This window comes from Paenibacillus sp. 2RAB27 (assembly GCF_052115445.1).
Classification (GTDB): domain Bacteria; phylum Bacillota; class Bacilli; order Paenibacillales; family NBRC-103111; genus Paenibacillus_E.
In genome coordinates this window covers 1-20,958 of record NZ_JBFRGR010000017.1, presented here as the reverse complement: position 1 = coordinate 20,958, position 20,958 = coordinate 1, and the positions used below count along the sequence as shown (strand labels likewise).

Here is a 20,958-nt window from a genome sequence, read left to right as displayed (position 1 = left end):
CACCCCTGGTCTCTTCATTTTATTAGGAGGTAATTTTAAGAATGTCATTGAAAAAAAAGCGGAGTAACAGTTAAGTCATTCTTTGCATAAAAATGAATCTCTTTGGAATAATAAAATTGGTTTACTTATACCGATTCAGGGAGGTTCAGACATGAGCGAGAACAACAAGCGTAAGCAACAAGATGCCAATCATCTTCCTATTGTTAAAAACGAGGATGTTGAGTTCGCAGCAGAAGTAGCAGACAAGGATGATTTCGAGGCTTCTGAGCGCGCGCAAGCGGCGGATGATCGTCAGGAAGATCAGTAATGGCGGAAAGAGGGATTCTAGCCTATTTTCATTCCCCCGAACAAGCGGAAGGTGTTGCTTCCAAATTAAAAGCCTTGCGCGCGGTGGATGTGCAGGTTGATCGTTTTACGAATGATATCGGCAGTGGAATTGAGATATCCATGGCGGACAGCATGATTAGTCAAGATCATGAGGTCGATGCGGTGGGACTTGATATTGTATTGGCTGCAGTCATTGACGAGCAGTGTTATGAACAAGCGATCCGCGTAATTGAAACAGCTGGCGGATCGGTTTAAACAAGAAGCACCTGTTCCATTGGACCTCAAGTTTCGGGGTCGACGGGACAGGTGCTTTTTAACTGTGAAAGTAGTGGGTAATTATTCAACACTCATCAAGTTGACGAGCTTATCCGGATAGTTCGTAATAATGCTGGACACACCAAGCGCCAACATCCGTCTCATCATCCGTGTATCATTAACCGTCCAAACATAAACTTCTTTATGGTTATTCTCGGCTAGCCTCATGAAAGATTCATTCACAAGGGGATAGGCCGCAGAAATGACTTCATAATCAGAGCTTTTCATTAGTTGTTCGAGACCATCTGTGTTTTGGCCAACGATGAGACCAGTCTTAATGGAGGAGTTAAGCGTTTTCACCTTATGCAAAAGCTCCGTATCGAAAGAGGTCACCGTGCATTCTTTTACAAAATCATGCGATTGGATAATGTCCACTGTTTTTTGTGCAAGCTCCACTACATGGCCATTATTTTTCAACTCGATATTTAGCTTCAAATGACCTTTGGCGAGTGAAATAACTTCATCCAGCGTGGGGACATGCTCATCTTTAAAATCCTTATGATACCAATTTCCTGCACTTGCTTGTTTGAGTTCAGTTGAGGTGACGTCCCACATGTTTTTGTTGATGCCAGTCGTCCTATATGCACTATTGTCATGCATTAGCATGACGACACCATCAGCCGTTTCTTGCACATCTAACTCCGCATATCCTGCGTGATTGGTGATGGCTTGTTGAAACGCAGCTAGTGTATTCTCAGGTGTAGTCCCTGAGCTTCCGCGATGAGCTGTAACTTGACTGTAATTATCAGCCATCATGGTTTTGGTAGTCAGTGGCGCAATAAGTGCCATTGCAAGGAAAATTGGAAGAACCATAAGTGTTTTCCGCATAAGATGTCTCCGTTCTTACGATACATAATAATGATGACTAATTCAATGTAGCACCTAAGTGTTAGATCTGTGTTAAGAAAAATAAAAAAGCGCTTACATGTATGACTCCATTTTACCCCAGAAGCGAAGTGTAGTACAATGTTCTTTGTGAAAATAGACCTATTGGGTTCGTTTTACATAGGGAATAACCGACAGGAGGAGCAATACCGATGCTTTGGCAAGAATTAACTGTACATACGACAGAAGAAGCGATTGAAATGATAACCAACTTTGTTCATGAATTGGGAGCCGGAGGTGTTTCCATTGAAGAAACCGGTACCTTAAATAAAGAGAGAGATACGTCGTTTGGTCAATTATACGAAACGCCATTTAACGATATCCCGGAAGGTAGAGCTGTAATCAAAGGTTACTTCTACCATGGTACCGACATGGAGCCTGTTTTGGCAAATTTGAAAGCGTCTGTGGAACAATTGACGGATTTTGATATTGATACGGGGAATCCGACGTTTGAGGTTGTTGAAGTCGATGATGAAGACTGGGCGCATGCATGGAAAACATATTTTAAACCGATTCGCGTATCCGATCGCTTGACGATTAAACCTACATGGGAAGAATACACGGCTTCGCCAGGTGAATTGATCTTGGAACTCGACCCAGGTATGGCGTTTGGGACAGGAACTCATGCTACAACGTCACTTTGTTTGAAAACGTTGGAGAAGGTGCTTCAGCCAGGTGACGATGTGATCGATGTCGGAACTGGCTCAGGAATTCTTTCCATTGCAGCAGCTAAGCTTGGTGCGAAGCATGTACTTGCAGTGGATTTGGATCCCGTAGCGGTTACAAGTGCGTTGGATAATACGAAGCAAAATCAACTCGAAGAACAAATTACTGTGAAACTTAGTGATCTTCTTGGCGTACTTAAAGAAAGCGAGTCAGAAGGGGATGCGGGATTAGGAGTTTCCATTCCTGTTCAGCTCGTTGTTGCGAATATTTTGGCTGAGGTTATTGTCATGTTCGTTGATGATGTGTACGAGGTGTTGCAGCAGGGCGGATATTACATAACTTCAGGGATCATAACGAATAAAGAAGCAGATGTAGAAAAAGCACTGGTTGCAGCTAAATTCACGATCGTAGAGAAAAACTATGATTCGAATTGGGTTGTGATCGTAGCTAGAAAGCTGTAGGTGTTGGCTCATGGGAGGCTTATTATTTTACGATTGGAGCACGTTGCCGTTTGTGATTTTGGTACTCGTGCTTTCGTTTACGATTCATGAATGGGCGCATGCGTATAGTGCCTATAAATTGGGCGATGATACGGCATATCGATTTGGCCGCGTTTCATTGAATCCAATGGTCCATCTGGACCTTTTTGGATCCATTATGATGCTGATTGCAGGCTTTGGTTGGGCGAAGCCTGTGCCCGTAAACCGTGGAAATTTCAAGCATCCTCGCTTGTATGGGATTATGGTGACCGCGGCGGGCCCGCTTAGTAACTTGATTATGGCCTTTATTACCATTATTATTGTCGTGCTTTTTGAGAAATACGGCTGGTTGAATGGGATGTCAAAGGGAAGTGGAGAAGCGATTGTTCAGTTCTTAAATAAAATGCTGAGTATCAATATCACGTTATTTTTATTTAACTTAATTCCAATTCCTCCGCTTGATGGCTATCGAATTATTCAAGATTTGGTTGATTTCAAATATACGGAAGCTGTTCAAAAATTTGAACAATGGGCATCGGTTATTTTTCTTGTCATTGTATTCGTAGGCCCGCTGCGTCGCGTAACTCTTGATCCGTATTTGAGATTAGGAAATAAAATCATTATCCAATTCTATGATATGGTCTCAGGTATATTGGGCATGTAACCTCACCAGATAGTTCCATATGGATTTTCGGACTCAAACGAGGTATGATGGTGTGTGGAAGTTCTACCTACAACAAGCTGTTCAAATGAAGTTCACATGAACGAAGATAGAGAGGCTTTGACTATGCAACGTTATTTTCTCCCGCCCCAGCAGTTCCATGCTTCTACACAAACAGTCACCATTGAGGGTGACGACGCTCATCATCTTGGTCGCGTCATGCGAGCAGAAGTAGGAGATCAAGTGATTTGCAGCAATGGTGTGGATCGTGAGGTGCTCGTTCGGATCACTCACCTGGATAAGGGAGCTGTTACCGCGGAAATCGTGGAAGAGCTCGCGATGGATGCGGAAGCGTCAGTTGACGTATGGATTGCACAGAGCTTACCCAAAGGCGATAAGATGGAGCTTATTATTCAAAAAGGGACCGAGATCGGGGCAGCCCGGTTTCTTCCTTTTTTATCGGAACGAACCATTGTACAGTACGATGCGAAGAAAGAAGCTAAGCGCACGGAGCGCTGGCAGAAAATCGCGAAGGAAGCGGCAGAGCAAGCCCATCGCAACCGTGTGCCGCAGATTGAATCCGTCTATGCATGGAAGCAACTGTTACAACGGGCGAAGGAAGCAGATGTCGCTTGGATTTGTTATGAGAAAGAAGATGGTCAACAACTAAAACCTGCGATTCAGTCTGCGATATCAGCGGGTCAAATTGCACCAGGTAAGCAAGTGTTGATTGCGGTAGGCCCCGAGGGTGGATTCACAGAGCAAGAAATTAAGCAAGCTGAAGAAGCTGGCTTTCGCTCGGTTTCGCTGGGGAATCGTATTTTACGGACGGAGACGGCTGCAATGGTTGGCCTTACGTGTCTGTTCTATGAAACCGGAGAAATGGGAGGATAAGCGAAGATGGCAACGGTAGCGTTTCATACACTAGGATGTAAAGTAAACTTTTATGATACAGAAGCAATTTGGCAGCTTTTCAAAAATGAGGGCTATGAGCAAGTTGATTTCGAAAATACAGCGGATGTCTATGTCATTAATACATGTACAGTTACGAACACAGGGGATAAGAAAAGTCGGCAAATGATCCGTCGTGCGATTCGTCGTAATCCAGAAGCAATCGTTGCTGTAACAGGCTGTTATGCGCAAACGTCACCTGCTGAAATTATGGCGATTCCAGGTGTGGACATGGTGATCGGGACGCAGGACCGTGAGAGAATCATTCCACTTGTGAAGCAATTTGAGTCGGATCGTCAACCGATTAACGCGGTTCGCAACATCATGAAAACACGCACTTTCGAAGAATTGGACGTGCCTGATTTTGCTGATCGTACAAGGGCTTTTCTGAAAATTCAAGAAGGCTGTAACAATTTCTGTACCTTCTGCATTATTCCATGGTCACGTGGACTCATGCGTAGTCGGGAACCGCAAAGCGTAATTGCACAGGCGGAGCAACTGGTTGCAGCAGGTTATCAAGAAATCGTACTCACAGGTATTCATACTGGGGGCTATGGCGAAGATATTGAAGACTACAGTTTAGCGAAGCTTTTGAAGGATTTGGATAAAGTAGAAGGTTTGAAGCGAATTCGAATTTCTTCGATTGAAGCTAGCCAAATTACAGATGAAGTGATTGACGTTCTGAAGTCCTCGGACAAAATGTGCCGTCATCTGCATATCCCGTTGCAAGCGGGGGATGATCAGGTGTTAGCACGGATGCGTCGGAAGTATACAACTGCTGAGTTCGCTCGTAAAATTGAGCGTCTGCACGAAATTATGCCAGATGTCGCCATCACGACGGATGTTATTGTTGGTTTCCCAGGTGAGACAGAAGAGATGTTCCGTGATGGTTACAAGTTCATGGAGCAAATGAAGTTCTCCGAAATGCACGTTTTCCCTTACTCCAAGCGGACGGGTACGCCTGCTGCACGGATGGAGGATCAAGTGGATGAAGAAATCAAAAATGCGCGTGTTCACGAACTCATTGATCTATCTGAGAAAATGCAATTAGCCTACGCGCAGAAATTTGTTGGGCAAGTGTTGGAAGTCATTCCTGAACGCACCTACAAAGGCGCCCCAGATAGTGGATTGTACAGTGGTTATTCCGATAACTATGTGCAGTTAGTTTTTGAAGGATCGGAAGATATGATCGGTCAAGTATGCCGTGTGAAGGTTACGGAAGCCGGTGTCAATGAAAGCAAGGGTCAACTCGTACGCATTCTTGAAGGCGTAGTGAATTTGTAAGTAAAGTTGTAAGGCAATTACCCACCTCTACGCGTGGTCGTTCCTTTAGAATGACTGCGATAGAGGTTTTCTCGATTACACGGGAGCTCAGAGCTATGGATGAAAAGACTAAATCAGATGAGGTGCTTCATAATGACATTAAACGCGAAAGAAATTGCTAGTTATATCGACCATACGTTACTGAAAGCAGATGCGAGCACAGCGGCAATTCACAAATTGTGTGAGGAGGCTGCGCAGCATCAATTTTTCAGTGTGTGTGTAAATTCACAGTTTGTAGCAACTGCTGCCAAAGCATTGGAAGGAACAGGTGTTAAGGTTGCAGCTGTAGTTGGCTTCCCACTTGGTGCGAGCTTGAGTGAAGTTAAAGCATTCGAAGCGGCAAAAGCTGTTGAAAACGGAGCTGCTGAAATCGATACTGTATTGCCAATTGGATTGCTTTTGGAAGGACAACTGGATGCGGTTCGTTCCGATATTAAGCAAGTCGTGGATGCTGTAAAAGGTAAAGCTATCGTCAAAGTGATCATGGAAACAGGTTTCCTGAATGATGAGCAGAAAGCAACAGCTTGTCGTCTCTCGGAAGAAGCTGGTGCTCATTTTGTGAAAACATCGACTGGCTTCGGACCTGGTGGAGCTACGGTAGAAGATGTTCGCTTAATGCGTCAACATGTATCCAGTACGATTGGCGTTAAAGCTTCTGGTGGAGTTCGCGATGTAGAAACAGCGATTGCAATGATTGAAGCGGGAGCAACGAGATTAGGGACTAGCTCCGGTGTAGCTATTGTGAACGGAACTCAAGGCGCTTCCACATACTAAGATAGCAGAGAGGCAATGCAATTAGGGAACCTACGATGTTGAAAATGGTTTGGGACCTTGCGATTTGCGATGCGGCATCACTTGCTAATAGCGCGGAAAGACTGACGAGCCAGTGGATGACTGGATAAAAGAGGATCGCGCCTCCCACATTCAGCAGCACATGCGACCAGGCGACATAACGCCCGGCGCGTGAGCTGCTCATGCCAGCGATCACGGCAGTGACACAGGTGCCGACGTTGGCACCGATGGTAATGGCAACCCCGAGCTCGACGGGGATAGCCCCTGTGGCGGCGAGACTCATCGCCATCGCTATGACGGCTGCGCTGCTATGCACGAGCGCGGTCACCGCTGCGCCTGCGAGGATGCCCCAGAGCAGGCTCGTTTGCGCCTGGTGCACGAACCAGGCGAACAGACCACGGGACTGCAGCGCAGGCCCGATGGTTTGCATGATCTCGATGCCGAGCAGCACGAGAGAGAAGCCAGCCACCGCCAGCGAGCCGTAGCGGACGCTGCGCAGCCATTGGCGGCCGCCGTGCCCAGCTGCGGTCTGATCGAGGCCAAGCCCTTGCGCTGCAGGCGGCAAGGGCCCAGCCAGCCAGCTCGCCAGCCAAACGCTGGCGCTGGCGATTAGGATCGGCACACCGATGCCACCCAAGCTGAGCCCGATCAGCTCAGTGGTGAGGCACGTGCCGATGTTGGTTCCGAGAATCACGCCTAGTGTTCTCGGGAAGGACAGGACGCCAGCGCCGACGAGGCCGATGGCGATGACTGTGATGGCGGTGCTGCTCTGCAGCGCCGCGGTGAGCACGGTGCCGGTGATAAGACCGCGCACCGGTGTTCGGGTAAACCGCTCCAGCCACAGCTGGAGGCGGGGGCCAGCCCAGGTCTGCAGCGAGGTTTCCATTAGCTTCATTCCGAACAGAAATAAGATAAAGCCTGTAACAACAGGCAATAGAATAGCATGAATCATGAGAGGATCTCCTTTTCGTGAGCGTACGACGTTTTCAACCAATATATGTGACCGTAAAGACAAGCATGACAAGCCAGATGGTATAGGTGAACGGTTTCACGCAAAGGACGGCTAAAATAATGGCAGCAGTATTTTTACATAAGAAACGCAAACCCCGCTTGGAGCAAGGACATCCGTGGGTGTATAAGAGTGAAATTGAGCGTACGGATGGGGACATTGTGCCTGGACAGCTTGTATCCGTTCAGAATCACCTAGGCAAATATCTGGCAACCGGCTATTACAACGAAGCTTCACAGCTTACGGTACGTATTGTATCGTATAGCCCCATTGAGGCGATGACGAAGGAGTTTTTCGTCGAAAGATTCACACGTTGTTTCCTACATCGCCAGCGCTTTGTGAAAGGAGCACAGTCTTATCGTCTGGTATATGGAGAAGCTGATTTCTTGCCAGGACTTATTGTTGATAAATTCGAGAACACATTAGTTGTTCAGCTTTTGACTTTGGGAATGGACCTGTGCCGAGACCAGATTGTCGAAGCGCTTGTACAAGTTATGAAACCAGTAGGGATCTATGAGCGAAGTGACGTTTCCATTCGTGAACTGGAAGGTCTGAAGCAGACAAAGGGACTTCTGTATGGCGATTGTGCGAAGCATGTTGATATTTTGGAAAATGGCCTTCGCATTCGCGTTGATATTGAGGAAGGGCAGAAGACGGGGTACTTCTTCGACCAACGTGAGAATCGCGCGGCGATCGCTCCGTTGATGACTGGCTGGGGTCACCGCAGTGGCATCAATTTGACGGAAGTTGAAGAGAACGGCGTAACGCAAATGCTCCCGGTGAACGCTAATGGCAAAGTTGTTACATTTCCTCTGTGGGACGGCGCTTCTGTGCTGGAGTGTTTCTCTCATACGGGAAGCTTCACACTGAATGCTTGTCAATTTGGAGCGAAAAAAGTTACGTGCCTTGATATTTCCGAGCACGCGATTGAAAGCGCGCGAACTAACGTTGCTTTGAATGGCTTCGAGGATCGTGTCGAATTCGTCGTCGCGGATGCGTTTGAGTACTTGCGTACGCAGGTGAAGGGCTTGGATGAGCGCAAGCTTCGCTCTGTGGCTGGTGCTGCTGGACAAGCTAAGATAGACACCTCGAAGCCTGTTGGTACAGGTGGGCGTACTTGGGACGTGGTTATTCTAGATCCACCAGCCTTCGCCAAAACCAAAAGTGCGGTGGAAGGAGCTTGCCGCGGCTATAAGGACATCAACTTGCATGGAATGAAGCTTGTGAATGAAGGGGGCTATCTCGTCACAGCAAGCTGCTCGTATCACATGCATCCTGAGCTATTCCTTGAAACGATTCATGCAGCAGCAACGGATGCAGGTAAGCTACTACGCTTAATTGAGTTCCGTGGTGCAGGGATGGACCACCCGCGTATTCTTGGCGTGGATGAAGGACATTATTTGAAGTTTGCGATTTTTGAAGTGCGCAGCAAATAAAGGTGAAGTGAGCAAAGTCGGTTAATCTGGCTTTGCTTTTTTGTTGTGTATGCGGGGAATCATAGTCGATTTACCTCAAAAGTGTCCGATTTTTCTACTAGTATAGGTTCTGATTACTCCTCTGCACCTATTAGTCCAAAAATGCCGATTTAATCCCGCTGTCTGTTTCAAAAAATATATTTTAGTCCTAAAAAGCCTAACTAAATCACCACAAACAACTGTCACACAGCGATAAAAGGTAAATAATTCGGCAGAATCGGACTACTGGACTGTTATTACAAGTAAATCTTGTTTTAGTTCGGAGATATCGGACTAAGCAACTACCAGCGAAGCGCTATTGTGATCAGGAGTGAAGTAGTGCTAGTAGTGTATTTTATAAAGATCGAGTTACAATAGTTTCATAGACGATTCCTTTTCGTTTTTTGCGTTCCATGTTATACTAATAGAATATACGTTCGCATATCGATCGCCGATTAAACTCCTGAGATCCCCCTCCATCATCTACCACGCCGACTCATCACTAAAAATATGATAGAATAGAGAGATTGAATACGAGAATTGCTTACGAAGCAAGCTTTCCGACGGAAAGTGTTAGGAGGTCCTGAATGTCCATTCGATTCGTGATTGGTAGAGCCGGAAGCGGCAAGAGTGAACGCTGTCTAACGGAAATGAAACAGCAGCTGGCATCGGCACCCGAAGGTGATCCGTTGATTTTGCTTGTTCCTGAACAAGCTACATTTCAAGCTGAGCATGCACTGGTATCGGATCCAAGTATTCGAGGTATGATCCGCGCGCAAGTGTTAAGTTTTCACCGATTAGCATGGCGCGTTATGCAAGAAGAAGGCGGGACGGCGCGGCTGCCTATAGATGATACAGGAAAGAAACTGTTGTTAACGAGCATTTTACATAAATACAAGGATAAACTCCGGCTCTTTGGTCATTCTGCTGAGCAAATGGGCTTTGTAGATCGACTGAATCAGCTTTTTACGGAAATGAAACGCTATTGTGTGACGGCAGAACAGCTGGAAGCGCATGAAAATAAACGAGTAACGAACCTTGGTGAACACGGCTTACTAAGGGACAAAATGCATGATATCCAACTCGTGTATCGCCAATTTGAGTCAGAACTTGCGAGGCAGTATTTGGACGGCGAAGATTACTTGACGCTGCTCGCAGAGCAAGTCCCGAACTCGGTTTATTTGCGTTCAGCGTCAGTTTGGATTGATGGATTTCATGGCTTTACACCTCAAGAATTCAAGGTGCTTGGTGCGCTATTTGCTGCTTGTAAGCAAGTAACGATTACGTTATGTCTGGATCGCGAGCTGCAGGCGGGGGATACCCCTGATGAATTGGATTTATTTCATCCCACAGCTACGACGATGGTACGTTTGCAAGATATGATATGGCAGCTTGGACTTGATGCGGCTGAAGTTCTACATCTCGATCAAGAGCGTTCTCCACGATATGAGGATAGTCCAGCACTTGCCTATTTGGAGCAGAATTTTGATCGTCGAATAGGAGGTGGAGCACCGAAATATAAGCCTTCTCCAGGAGAGAAGATTGGCGACCAGCTCGTTATTAGGGAAGCTGTGCATCGTCGTGCAGAGGTTGAAGGTGCAGTTCGTGACATGCTTCAGTTAGTTCGGGAGCATGGTGTGCGCTGGCGTGAAATGGCCATCATGGTGCGGAATATGGAAGGGTATCAAGATCTGTTAAACATGGTGCTTACCGATTATGAGATCCCTCACTTTTTCGATCAGAAGCGCTCAGTGCTGCATCATCCACTCGTGGAATTCATTCGCTCTGCGCTCGAGGTTATACAGCATAATTGGCATTATGATGCCGTTTTCCGTTGTATCAAAACGGACTTACTGCTGCCTCTTGATGCGACAACGCAAAGGACTGAGCTAGATAAATTAGAGAATTATGTACTTGCATTCGGGATTCAAGGTTATAGATGGACGGATGGCAAGCCATGGACGTATAAGTTTCGTGCCAATTTGGAGCAAGCAGAAGATGGGGTAAATGAACAAACAGCGGAGCTTCAAGCTTTAAATACGAGCAAATCGTGGGTTGTTGGTCCATTGCTTGCATTATCCAATCGCCTGTCACAAGCGCGTTCGGTCAAAGCTCAGGTCGAAGCTGTTTATGAGCTATTGGTAACCGTTCAAGCGCCAGAGAAATTAGAAGCATGGACACAGCAAGCAACACGTGATGGTAAGCCAGAAATGGCTCGCGAGCACGGTCAAATGTGGAACAGTGTCATGGATATGCTGGATCAATTGGTGGAAACCATGGGCGATGATGAACTTTCCTTAGAGCTGTTTAACGGCCTGATTGAAACAGGAATGGAGAGCATGAAGCTGGGGTTAGTTCCGCCATCGATGGATCAATTGTTGATCGGAAGTATGGATCGAACTCGCTCAAGCGGGATTCGGTATGCGTATATTTTAGGTGTAAATGACGGGGTTATTCCTGCTCAGATGGCTGAAAAAGGTGTGCTCACAGAAGCAGAACGCAGTGTTCTAATGGACTCCGGATTACCAATGGCAGATGGAAGCCGTCGAAAGCTGTTGGATGAGCAATTTATCGTCTATACATCGTTGACTGTACCAGGCAAGCGGCTTTGGATGAGTTATCCGTTAGCAGATGAAGAGGGGAAATCGTTGTTGCCTTCGGAGTTGATCAGACAGATGCGACAGCTTTTTCCAGGAACGGAAGAACCTCTACTTCTGGCAGAACCTTCAGCGGAAGCCCCCGAAAGTGAGCAAGCTGCCTATCTGTCGCATCCGACACAGGCGATCTCCTATTTGGCTGTTCGTATGAAGCATTGGATGCTGGGTGGCCGAATATCTGAGCTATGGTGGGATGCGTACAATTGGTACGCGGAACAACCCGTTTGGCAGACGAAACTACAATCGCTGGTAATGGCGTTGCAATATACAAACAAAGAGAAGGGGCTTACCACCTCTACGAGCAAAATGTTATATGGTCAGCACTTACGTGCTAGCGTTTCGCGAATGGAGAAGTATGTAGCCTGTCCGTTCTCGCACTTCATATCACATGGCTTAAGGCTTCAAGAACGTCGCGTCTATCGCTTAGATGCGCCGGATATAGGTCAATTGTTCCACGCAGCATTGAATCAGTTCGTTCAGAAGCTGCAGCAGGACCAGCTAGATTGGGGTTCTCTTTCCGCAGAGCAATGTATGGAGAGGTCAGCACAAGTTGTGGACGAGCTTGCTCCGAGACTTCAAGGAGAAATTCTCCTTAGTTCAAGTCGTTACGCTTATATAGCTCGGAAACTGAAGCAAGTGGTAGGTAGGGCAGCAGTTATTCTCGGCGAACACGCCAAACATGGTCAATTTCAGCCACTAGGATTGGAGATTGATTTTGGACCAGGCAAGGACTTGCCATCGCTAACGTTCGAATTGGAAAACGGTTGTACGATGGAGATTATCGGCCGAATCGATCGTGTGGATCGAGCGGATGGTGAGAATGGTGTGCTTTTACGAGTGATTGATTACAAATCCAGTCAAACAGCTTTGCAGCTCTCTGAAGTGTACTACGGACTATCTCTTCAGATGCTGACGTACTTGGACGTTATTCTTACGCACGCGGAAATATGGCTTGGTGCCCACGCAAAGCCAGCAGGTGTGCTTTATTTCCACGTGCATAATCCAATGCTCCAACAAAAGAATGCTCTTGATCCTGCCTCTGTCGAGAAAGAGCTGCGTAAACGTTTCAAAATGAAGGGTTTGATTACGGCTGATGCCGAAGTCGCCGGATTGATGGATGATGAGCTTATTCATAGCTCTGGGCATTCACAACTTATCCCTGTTGCTTTAAAGAAAGATGGGAGTTTCTACTCGACTTCATCGGTAGCGACGGACGAGCAGTGGGATACGCTGCGGACCTATGTACGCAAACAAGTGAAACAAATTGGTACGAACATTACGGATGGACATGTTGATATTGCTCCTTATCGATTAGGGAAAAAATCAGCCTGTCAACATTGCTCGTATACGTCGATTTGTCAAATAGATCCCTTATTTGAAGGGAATGAGATCCAAGTCTTTCGACCGCGTGCGAAGGATCAAGTATGGACGGAGTTGGCAGCGCAGGTGGGCCAGTCGTGAAGGTAGAAAGGAGCGTACAAGGTGACACTACAGCAAGAACCTAAGCCTATCGGTAGTACATGGACGGATGATCAATGGGACGCGATAACCCTAAAAGGTCAGAATATGTTGGTTGCCGCTGCTGCGGGATCTGGTAAGACAGCCGTACTCGTTGAACGTATCATTCGACGGATCTCCAACGAGTGGGAGCCAATCGATGTAGATCGATTACTCGTTGCTACCTTTACGAAGGCTGCAGCTTCCGAAATGAAGCATCGTATTCGAGAAGCGCTTGAGAAAGAACTCATGAAACAGCCGCATTCCCAACATTTGCGTAAGCAGTTAGCACTCATGGGGAAAGCGTCCATTACAACGCTGCATTCCTTTTGTTTAGAGGTTGTACAACGTTATTTTAGTCTTATCCAATTAGATCCTGGCTTTCGKATCGCGAATGAAACAGAAGCTGATTTACTTCGTCAAGATCTGCTTGGCGAGATGCTAGAAGAATATTATGCGGCAAGTGCTGAGAACAGTGCCTTTTGGCAATTGGTGGATTCATTCAGTGGTGAGCGCAACGATAACGCAATTATGCAACTCATTCAGAAATTATACGATGTATCTCGCAGTCATCCTTGGCCAGAGCACTGGTTAAGAGGAACAGCTTCTATGTTCGGGCCGCGAGCACATCAAGCTGACCAAGAGAATTTGGATGAGGCAAACGCGATTGTTGAAGAAGCTTTGCCTTATGTTGCCGCGACATCTGCGCCTGTGGATTATTCACTATGGGAGCAAAGTCTTATTCGTGATCTTTCCCTTGAATTAGAGGGAGCAGCGGACTTGCTAGGACAAGCCATGCATATCGCAGAATTCCCGGGAGGACCTGCCCCGTATATCGATAATTTACGCGATGATTTGCTGCTCGTTCAGAATTTGCTTGAAACAACGACATACCCATGGTCCGTCTTGTATCTTGGTTTTCAGACGGTTGAGTTCGGCAAGCTCAAAGCCTGCAAAGGCGATGATTATGATAAAGGGCTGCAAGAAGAAGTCAAAGCACTACGGAACAAGGCCAAGGACCAAATTAACAAATTAAAAGAAGAATTGTTCGGCCGGACACCAGAGCAATTTTATCAAGAGATTGTCATAATGGCTCCTTTGTTGCACGTCCTTGTCGATCTTATCGTTGATTTTGGCGAAAGATACCAAGCGGCTAAAGCAGCGAAGGGTCTGATTGACTTTGCTGATTTGGAGCATTACTGTTTGCAGATTCTTAGTGCACCTGGGTCCATGCCTGGTGAATTATATCCTTCGGAGGCTGCACAAGCATATCGGAAACAATTTGCTGAAGTGCTCCTGGATGAATACCAGGATACGAATCGTGTCCAAGAAGCCATTGTTGAGTTGATTTCAACAGCTAAACCTGGGAATCGCTTTATGGTCGGTGATGTGAAGCAAAGTATCTATCGCTTTMGACTGGCAGAGCCAGGTCTATTTTTAGAGAAATACAAAGCGTATCGATCTAACAAAGAGTCCACCTCTGGTGGAGAAATGACCGGTGGAAGAATTGACTTAGCTAGAAATTTCCGAAGTCGTCTGCAAGTCGTCGATGCCGTTAACTTTATTTTCAAACAAATGATGAATGAAACTGTCGGTGAAATTGCTTATGATGAGCGTGCGGAGCTGGTCTATGGAGCGGGATATCCGCCTTCGCTATCCGATTGTTCTGTGGAGATGCTGATCATTGACCGTGCGAAAGATGGCGCTGACAAAAGTGATGCGTTTATGGAAGAATCGGAAGAAAATAGTGAAGAGTTTAACGCTGAAAGCACTGAAAATACTGCGGATCCTGCATTGGAAGCAGAAGAACTGGAAACCGCACAGTTGGAGGCACGTACGATCGCTCTTCAAATCAAGGGTTTGTTAAGAGCTGAGAATCAAGAAGCTTTTCAGGTTTTTGATAAAAGAACTGGCGGCAATCGGCCGGCAGCCTACAGGGATATCGTAATTTTACTCCGAGCAACCCAAGCATGGTCTCCCATTATAATCGACGAGCTGAAGAAGCAGGGAATACCTGCTTATGCTGAGCTCAGCACAGGGTACTTCTCGGCAACCGAAGTCGAGACGATGCTCTCCTTATTGAAGGTCATCGACAATCCGTATCAGGATGTACCTTTGGCTGCTGTTTTGCGATCACCTATGGTGGGGTTAACTGCTGAAGATTTAGCACAAATTCGAGTTGCGGATAAATCTGTAGCTTTCTACGAGTCTGTACTGCGTACCGCTACGCAAAATACCCAACATGAGAATGATCAGTTGTCAACGAAATTGACCGTGTTTCTAGAACAATTAGAACAATGGCGTAATGACGCGAGGCAGGGCTCACTTGCTGACTTGATCTGGAGCATCTTTAGACAAACCGGCTATTATGATTTCGCTGGCGGTCTGCCTGGCGGCATGCAAAGACAAGCCAATTTACGGGCGCTCTATGATAGAGCTAGACAATACGAGAGTACATCCTTGCGTGGATTATTCCGTTTTTTACGATTTATTGAACGGATGAAAGAAAGCGGTGGCGATCTTGGAACCGCGCGTGCGTTGGGTGAACAGGAAGACGTTGTACGAATTATGTCTATTCATAAGAGTAAGGGTTTGGAATTTCCTGTGGTGTTCGTAGCGGGAATGGCGAAAATGTTTAATCAACGCGATTTGAATGAGGCATTTTTATTGCATAAAGAGCTTGGCTTTGGGCCGAGATTTGTAGATACGACACTTCGTGTCAGTTACCCGACGTTACCTTCACTTGCCATTAAAAAGAGGCTGAAGCTAGAGCTTCTTGCTGAAGAAATGCGAGTTCTTTATGTAGCTCTTACGAGAGCGCGAGAGAAATTGTACCTATTAGGTACTGTGAAATCTCTCGATAAACTTCTGCGCGGATGGGGACGTCACTTATCAAGAGAGGCTTGGTACTTGCCTGATTTTGAGTTGGCTAAAGCGAAGAGCTATCTGGATTGGGTAGGACCGGCATTGCTTCGTCATCCTGATGCAGCCTTGTGGCGAGATAGACTTGGCATTAGTGAGATGTCTTCTGATGTACGTTTGCTGCGTGATTCCTCGCAATGGAAACTATCGGTCATTACGCCAGAGAGCTTGCAGCAATTGGATGTGTTAGAAGATGCGGCATTCGAGCCAGATCAGGATCGATTTATGGCCATTCAGCAACGAGAGGTTGTCACTACATCGGGGAAATGGAAAGATGTTTTAGATGAGCGTTTGTCCTGGCAATATGATTTTCCAGATGCACCTAAACATTTTGCCAAGACGACAGTTTCGGAGATGAAACGATTATCTGAAATCAACCGAATTGCAGATGAGTTGGAGTCACCGAACGCTGTGGATACCGCATCTATACTGGGGCCTACGTCAGTAACCAGTCAACCAGCTCCTTCGATTTGGCGTAGACCGAGATTTATGGAAGAGAAGAAGCTTACTGCGGCAGAGAAAGGGACTGTCGTTCATGCCGTTATGCAAAATATGTCCCTATCGGAATTGCCTACAGAGGCAAGTATCCAATCAACACTCCAGGAGATGTTGGACAAACAAACAATGACGCAGGACCAGCGCGATGTGGTCGATATTCCTGTCATATTGAAGTTTTTTGAGACGTCGGTTGGCAAAAGAATGATTCAGTCACATCATATTCAACGTGAGGTTCCATTCAGTTATGGACTTCCTGCAGATGAGGTTTATTCGGAGACGGATCCATCTACGCTTGGTGAGACAGTGCTCATTCAAGGGGTCATTGACTGTCTATTTGAAGATGAACTGGGACTCGTTCTCGTTGATTATAAAACGGATGCTGTTAGAGGAAGCACGGAAGCGGAACTTCAGCTACGCTATGAGAAGCAAATAAGCTTGTACGCGCGAGCTGTGGAACATATCTGGAAACGTCCGATCCACGGAAAGTTCCTTTATTTCTTTGATGGAGCGAAGTTGGTAGAAATGTAGTCATAGAATGCGAAGCCAACCAAGGGGTGGAAGGAGATGAGACATGCGAATTTTACACACAGCGGATTGGCATTTTGGACGAGCCTTGGAAGGTCGAAGCCGGATGGAAGAACAAATCGCGTTTGTGGATGAGCTCGTACGCATCGTGGATGATCAAGCTATTGATCTCGTGTTGATTGCAGGAGATATTTATGACAGCGTGAATCCGCCTGCTGCAGCGGAGCAGTTGTTTTATGAAGGCATTGCCAGATTAGCAGATGGCGGGAAAAGGCATGTAGCGATTATTTCAGGCAACCATGATCATCCGGATCGACTTGCAGCTTCGGGTCCGCTAGCAGCAACGCAAGGCATCACATTGATAGGTTTGCCGATTCCAGAAATTCAGTCGATTGGCATAGCACGTACGGGTGAACTTGCCCGACTAATCGCTTTGCCGTATCCATCGGAGTCACGATTGAAGGAGTTGTTGTCCGAGGTTGCGGAGGAAGAAGTGCTGCGCAGCAAATATTCGGAGCGAGTTGGGGCACTCATTCGTAAACAAGCTGCTTTCTTTGAAGCTAGCACAGTGAATTTGATTATGAGTCATTTGTATGTTCTGGGAGGGCATGAAACGGAATCTGAACGACCTATTCAGGTTGGCGGCGCTTATACAGTTGATACAACGGCTTTGACAGCGGGTGCGCAATACGTTGCGTTAGGTCATTTGCATCGCCCTCAAAATGTGAAGGCAGCATCACCCATTCGATATAGTGGATCACCGCTTGCCTACAGCTTCTCGGAAGCGGGTCAAGCCAAGTCGGTTACGATACTTGATCTTGCCCCAGGACAGGTAGCCGAACCAGAAGAGATTTTCTTAACCTCGGGACGCCCCTTAGTAAGCTGGAAGGCGAAGGAAGGGATAGGACAAGTTCATCAATGGTTAGATGAGCAACGCGATAGCACGGCTTGGATCGATTTGGAGATTACGATGACATCTGCGATGTCCATTGAACAAATACAATCGTTGCGTAAAGCGTATGAAGGATTCATTCACATTCGCCCCATTTATCCGGAAATGGAAGTTGTTCGTTCGGCGATGCCAAGAGCAGCTTTTTCGATGGAAGAGCATTTCACGCGCTTCTATGCGCGCCAAACGGGAGGCGCACAGCCTGAGCCTGCATTAGTTCAATTATTTTTGGAACTGCTGCAAGAGAAAGATCTGGGGGATTCCTCTGGAGGCGAGTAATTGAACAGGAAGAGGTCTACGACTACGTACGTGAAAAGATAGCATGCGAAGTGTTTTCCCCAATTAGTGCTTGTGGATAACTTTGCGATGTGTATGAAAGGAGGAAAATACATTGCGTCCAATTCAGTTACAGATGTCTGGTTTGCAAAGCTATCGAGAGCTGCAAACGATTGATTTTAGCCAACTCGTGGATGCGGGTGTGTTTGGTATTTTTGGACCAACAGGCAGCGGGAAATCATCGATCTTAGATGCGATAACGCTATCCCTCTACGGCAAAGTAGAAAGGGCAAGCGGTGGCACACAAGCGATCATGAATCATGCGGAGCAAACACTGTTCGTTTCTTTTACATTTGAATTGACGAACGCATCGAGCACAGCGCGCTACCGAGTAGAGCGGCAATTCAAGCGCGGAGCTGAAATGTCCATTAACGGAACGAGTTCACGTCTCTTACATATACGCGATAACGAAACGATTGTGCTTGCGGATAAGGCAGGCGAAGTCAATCAACAGGTTCAGAACATACTCGGTCTGTCCATGCAGGATTTTACAAGAGCAGTTGTACTCCCACAAGGAAAGTTCGCAGAGTTTCTGACTTTGACAGGCAAAGATCGCAGGCAAATGCTGCAACGTCTTTTCCATCTTGAAACCTATGGGGATCAATTAAGCGCAAAGGTCAGCTCTAAAGTAAAGGAAACGGACAGTGCCGTTAAACAGCTTGCTGCTGAACAGCAGGGCTTGGGCGATGCGACGACAGCGGCTTTGGAGGAAGCGAATAGAAGACTTCTTGAAACGGAACAAGAGGCGGTTCGAAGTCGACTTCATCTGGAGCAACAGGAAAAGGCTTACGAAGAAAACAAACAAGTCTATCAATGGATAAAGGAATCGGAAGGTCTTGAACAAGAGCAGCGAAAGCATCATGAACAAGAAGCGCATATTGCTGAAAAAGAAGAGATCCTAAAGCTGGCTGAACAAGCGGACCGGGTTATTCCCTACTTGGATCAACATAAACTAGCTGTTATAGATGTGTTGTCAAGCCAAGCACTTCTTGAAACGGCAACTTCATCTCTATCGAGCTCAGAAACTGATTTTCAGCAAGCATCGCTTGCTTTTGATAAAGCGGGGCAGGATCTAGTCGCACAAGAAGGGCCATTATTGCTGCGTTTGGATCAATTGGAACAAGCGCTTGTGATTGGACAGGAGCTCGAACAAGTGCAGTCGCAAATTCAAGCAGCTCAAACACAAGAAGCTGGGGTTAAATCAGCCTTATTGAGTTTGCATGCGGATATGTCGAAAGCGCATGAAACGAAACAAAAAGCGGTGGCCAAACAAACAGAACTGAAAGCTCAATTAAAACTGGTTGAGACGGATGCTGCGAAGAGGCAACAATTGCAATATGCTGTGCAGGAGAAAAAGGCCATACTTCTTCTTCAGACTCAAGAGCTAGAAGCACAAAGAAACAAAGTTGATAAAGTGAATGCATGTAACACTGTGGAGCAATCGAGAGCATTGATTTTGGACAAACAGAGAGTGTTGTATACTCGGCTTTTAAGTTGGTTTGAAGCTAGTGCTTCGACTGAAGGGCAATTGCAGAAACAACAAGGCTTATTTACAGCTTTCTCGACTGGCCTGCAAGGATGGTTGGAGGAGCAAAGAAAGCAATTGAAGCACCAAGAACGTCATGCCTTGGCTGCTTTGTTGGCTGCAGAATTGGAAATGGGAGAATCGTGCCCCGTGTGTGGTGCTCTAGAGCATCCAGCACTGCATAAGAGTAGCGTAAACGCAGAGGATCCGGATAAGAACAGCGTCTCTGAAAACTTACTGCATCAAATCGAGCCGTACTTGCAGCAAGCGAAAGAAAGTCAGTATCAAGGGTTGCAACTCATTCGAAGAATGAAGGATCAACACAAGCGGGCTGCTGAATTGAGTTTCCCTGATGAAACGATAAGTAAGCAAATACCTGAATTTGCTGGCCGCGATCTTGCTCTTCAAGAAGCTGCCGCAGGTCAAGAAATCGGTGCTCAAGTAAGTCCACTTAGTTCGCTTATGGTCATGAGCTTGGAAGATTGGCAAAAGGCATGGGAGCGTGTGAACTCTGCTTCACAAACCGTTGCATCTCAAGTGGAAGAGTCTGGGAAGGCTTTTGAGCATTTGCTCAAAGAACATGTACAATTGACACAACAAGATCTAGTTTTAGGTGCACAAGCGCAAGCGGCTGCTAGCTCAGTTGTGGAAGCTGAAGTTAAATTAAGCAAGCTATCGGTTACCATTCAAGAACAAATGCTCGAATGGCAAGAGCGATTTGCGGAGCTAAACTGGGAAATTGTTGAAGAACAACTCCAACAGATGCTGGATCATGAGCGGACTGCGGATGAGCTGCGTGGACGCATTGAGAAAAGCATTCCTTTCCTCGAGGAGCTTCTCGTTAACATCGAGAAGCTACAGCATGCTGCGCAGGAGCACGAGCGTACGGCTTTGCAGCTCCATGAGCGCCTGCAAGGGCTCGCGCTGCTCGCCGCCGACAAGTCGCGGCAGCTCGCTCTGCGCGCGCCAGGCGCGGCGGTGCCGCAGCTCATCGCGGAGGCGACCTCCGCGCTTGCACAGCTGCGGCAGCTCGCGCAGATGACCAAGCTCGCGCACGCTGCTGCGCAGCGCGAGCAGTCCCTGGCGGCGCAGCGCTACAGCGCCKCCGCCGAAGCCGCTGCCGCCGCGGCGCGGCAGCTGGCGCAGACCGAGCGCGCGCTGGCCGGCGCGCTCGAGAAAGGCGGCTT

Annotated in this window: 14 protein-coding genes; 12 read left to right on the top strand and 2 right to left on the bottom strand. The window is 47.0% G+C overall.

What is annotated here, in order from left to right; translation table 11 throughout:
- Positions 1–151: 151 nt before the first annotated feature.
- The gene (locus tag AB4114_RS21515) at positions 152–307 is read left to right on the top strand and encodes a YfhD family protein (protein ID WP_441990295.1); all 156 of its coding nucleotides are present in this window, start codon (positions 152–154) and stop codon (positions 305–307) included.
- Positions 307–582 carry a hypothetical protein gene (locus AB4114_RS21510; RefSeq protein ID WP_441990294.1) on the top strand — a complete coding sequence of 92 codons (276 nt, stop codon included), beginning with the start codon at positions 307–309 and terminating at the stop codon, positions 580–582. The genes AB4114_RS21515 and AB4114_RS21510 overlap by 1 nt, the downstream gene beginning before the upstream one ends.
- Positions 583–663: 81 nt before the next feature.
- Here the strand turns inward: AB4114_RS21510 and AB4114_RS21505 are convergent, their stop codons facing one another.
- Positions 664–1,470 carry a glycerophosphodiester phosphodiesterase gene (locus AB4114_RS21505; protein WP_441990293.1) on the bottom strand — a complete coding sequence of 269 codons (807 nt, stop codon included), beginning with the start codon at positions 1,468–1,470 and terminating at the stop codon, positions 664–666.
- Between the two features lie 209 nt (positions 1,471–1,679).
- Between AB4114_RS21505 and prmA the strand changes: the two genes are divergently transcribed.
- From prmA to deoC, 5 genes are all read left to right on the top strand, one after another.
- The gene (prmA, locus tag AB4114_RS21500; protein WP_441990292.1) at positions 1,680–2,654 is read left to right on the top strand and encodes a 50S ribosomal protein L11 methyltransferase; all 975 of its coding nucleotides are present in this window, start codon (positions 1,680–1,682) and stop codon (positions 2,652–2,654) included.
- 10 nt (positions 2,655–2,664) lie between these two features.
- Positions 2,665–3,336: a site-2 protease family protein gene (locus tag AB4114_RS21495; RefSeq protein ID WP_441990291.1), complete on the top strand. Its 672-nt coding sequence runs from the start codon at positions 2,665–2,667 to the stop codon at positions 3,334–3,336.
- Between the two features lie 123 nt (positions 3,337–3,459).
- A complete protein-coding gene (locus tag AB4114_RS21490; protein WP_441990290.1) occupies positions 3,460–4,227 on the top strand; it encodes a 16S rRNA (uracil(1498)-N(3))-methyltransferase in 768 nt (255 codons plus the stop codon).
- A 6-nt stretch (positions 4,228–4,233) separates the two neighbouring features.
- Positions 4,234–5,568, top strand: coding sequence for a tRNA (N(6)-L-threonylcarbamoyladenosine(37)-C(2))-methylthiotransferase MtaB (gene mtaB / locus AB4114_RS21485; RefSeq protein WP_441990289.1), 1,335 nt, complete (start codon positions 4,234–4,236; stop codon positions 5,566–5,568).
- A gap of 132 nt (positions 5,569–5,700) precedes the next feature.
- Positions 5,701–6,381 carry a deoxyribose-phosphate aldolase gene (gene deoC, locus AB4114_RS21480; RefSeq protein WP_171635220.1) on the top strand — a complete coding sequence of 227 codons (681 nt, stop codon included), beginning with the start codon at positions 5,701–5,703 and terminating at the stop codon, positions 6,379–6,381.
- Here the strand turns inward: deoC and AB4114_RS21475 are convergent.
- A complete protein-coding gene (locus AB4114_RS21475; protein WP_441990288.1) occupies positions 6,344–7,351 on the bottom strand; it encodes a Na/Pi cotransporter family protein in 1,008 nt (335 codons plus the stop codon). The two genes, deoC and AB4114_RS21475, sit on opposite strands and share 38 nt — an antisense overlap.
- Before the next feature lie 119 nt (positions 7,352–7,470).
- On the opposite strand from AB4114_RS21475, the gene AB4114_RS21470 reads away from it, so the two are divergent.
- The 5 genes from AB4114_RS21470 to AB4114_RS21450 all read left to right on the top strand — a co-directional run.
- Positions 7,471–8,844 (top strand): class I SAM-dependent rRNA methyltransferase, encoded by a 1,374-nt coding sequence (locus AB4114_RS21470; RefSeq protein WP_441990287.1) that lies wholly within the window; start codon positions 7,471–7,473, stop codon positions 8,842–8,844.
- Between the two features lie 605 nt (positions 8,845–9,449).
- Positions 9,450–12,980, top strand: a complete 3,531-nt coding sequence (gene addB / locus AB4114_RS21465) for a helicase-exonuclease AddAB subunit AddB (RefSeq protein ID WP_441990286.1) — start codon at positions 9,450–9,452, stop codon at positions 12,978–12,980.
- Positions 12,981–13,001: 21 nt separating this feature from the next.
- Positions 13,002–16,964, top strand: coding sequence for a helicase-exonuclease AddAB subunit AddA (gene addA, locus AB4114_RS21460; protein WP_441990285.1), 3,963 nt, complete (start codon positions 13,002–13,004; stop codon positions 16,962–16,964).
- A 43-nt stretch (positions 16,965–17,007) separates the two neighbouring features.
- Positions 17,008–18,189: an exonuclease SbcCD subunit D gene (locus AB4114_RS21455; protein ID WP_441990284.1), complete on the top strand. Its 1,182-nt coding sequence runs from the start codon at positions 17,008–17,010 to the stop codon at positions 18,187–18,189.
- A gap of 112 nt (positions 18,190–18,301) precedes the next feature.
- A partial coding sequence (locus tag AB4114_RS21450) for an AAA family ATPase (protein WP_441990283.1) occupies positions 18,302–20,958 on the top strand: 2,657 nt, incomplete at its 3' end.

What these genes read in the sequence shown, in the direction of transcription:
- AB4114_RS21515 (WP_441990295.1), top strand. Translation starts at nt 152, where the DNA reads ATGAGCGAGAACAACAAGCGTAAGCAACAAGATGCCAATCATCTTCCT.
- AB4114_RS21510 (WP_441990294.1), top strand. Translation starts at nt 307, where the DNA reads ATGGCGGAAAGAGGGATTCTAGCCTATTTTCATTCCCCCGAACAAGCG.
- AB4114_RS21505 (WP_441990293.1), bottom strand. Translation starts at nt 1,470, where the DNA reads ATGCGGAAAACACTTATGGTTCTTCCAATTTTCCTTGCAATGGCACTT.
- prmA (WP_441990292.1), top strand. Translation starts at nt 1,680, where the DNA reads ATGCTTTGGCAAGAATTAACTGTACATACGACAGAAGAAGCGATTGAA.
- AB4114_RS21495 (WP_441990291.1), top strand. Translation starts at nt 2,665, where the DNA reads ATGGGAGGCTTATTATTTTACGATTGGAGCACGTTGCCGTTTGTGATT.
- AB4114_RS21490 (WP_441990290.1), top strand. Translation starts at nt 3,460, where the DNA reads ATGCAACGTTATTTTCTCCCGCCCCAGCAGTTCCATGCTTCTACACAA.
- mtaB (WP_441990289.1), top strand. Translation starts at nt 4,234, where the DNA reads ATGGCAACGGTAGCGTTTCATACACTAGGATGTAAAGTAAACTTTTAT.
- deoC (WP_171635220.1), top strand. Translation starts at nt 5,701, where the DNA reads ATGACATTAAACGCGAAAGAAATTGCTAGTTATATCGACCATACGTTA.
- AB4114_RS21475 (WP_441990288.1), bottom strand. Translation starts at nt 7,351, where the DNA reads ATGATTCATGCTATTCTATTGCCTGTTGTTACAGGCTTTATCTTATTT.
- AB4114_RS21470 (WP_441990287.1), top strand. Translation starts at nt 7,471, where the DNA reads ATGGCAGCAGTATTTTTACATAAGAAACGCAAACCCCGCTTGGAGCAA.
- addB (WP_441990286.1), top strand. Translation starts at nt 9,450, where the DNA reads ATGTCCATTCGATTCGTGATTGGTAGAGCCGGAAGCGGCAAGAGTGAA.
- AB4114_RS21455 (WP_441990284.1), top strand. Translation starts at nt 17,008, where the DNA reads ATGCGAATTTTACACACAGCGGATTGGCATTTTGGACGAGCCTTGGAA.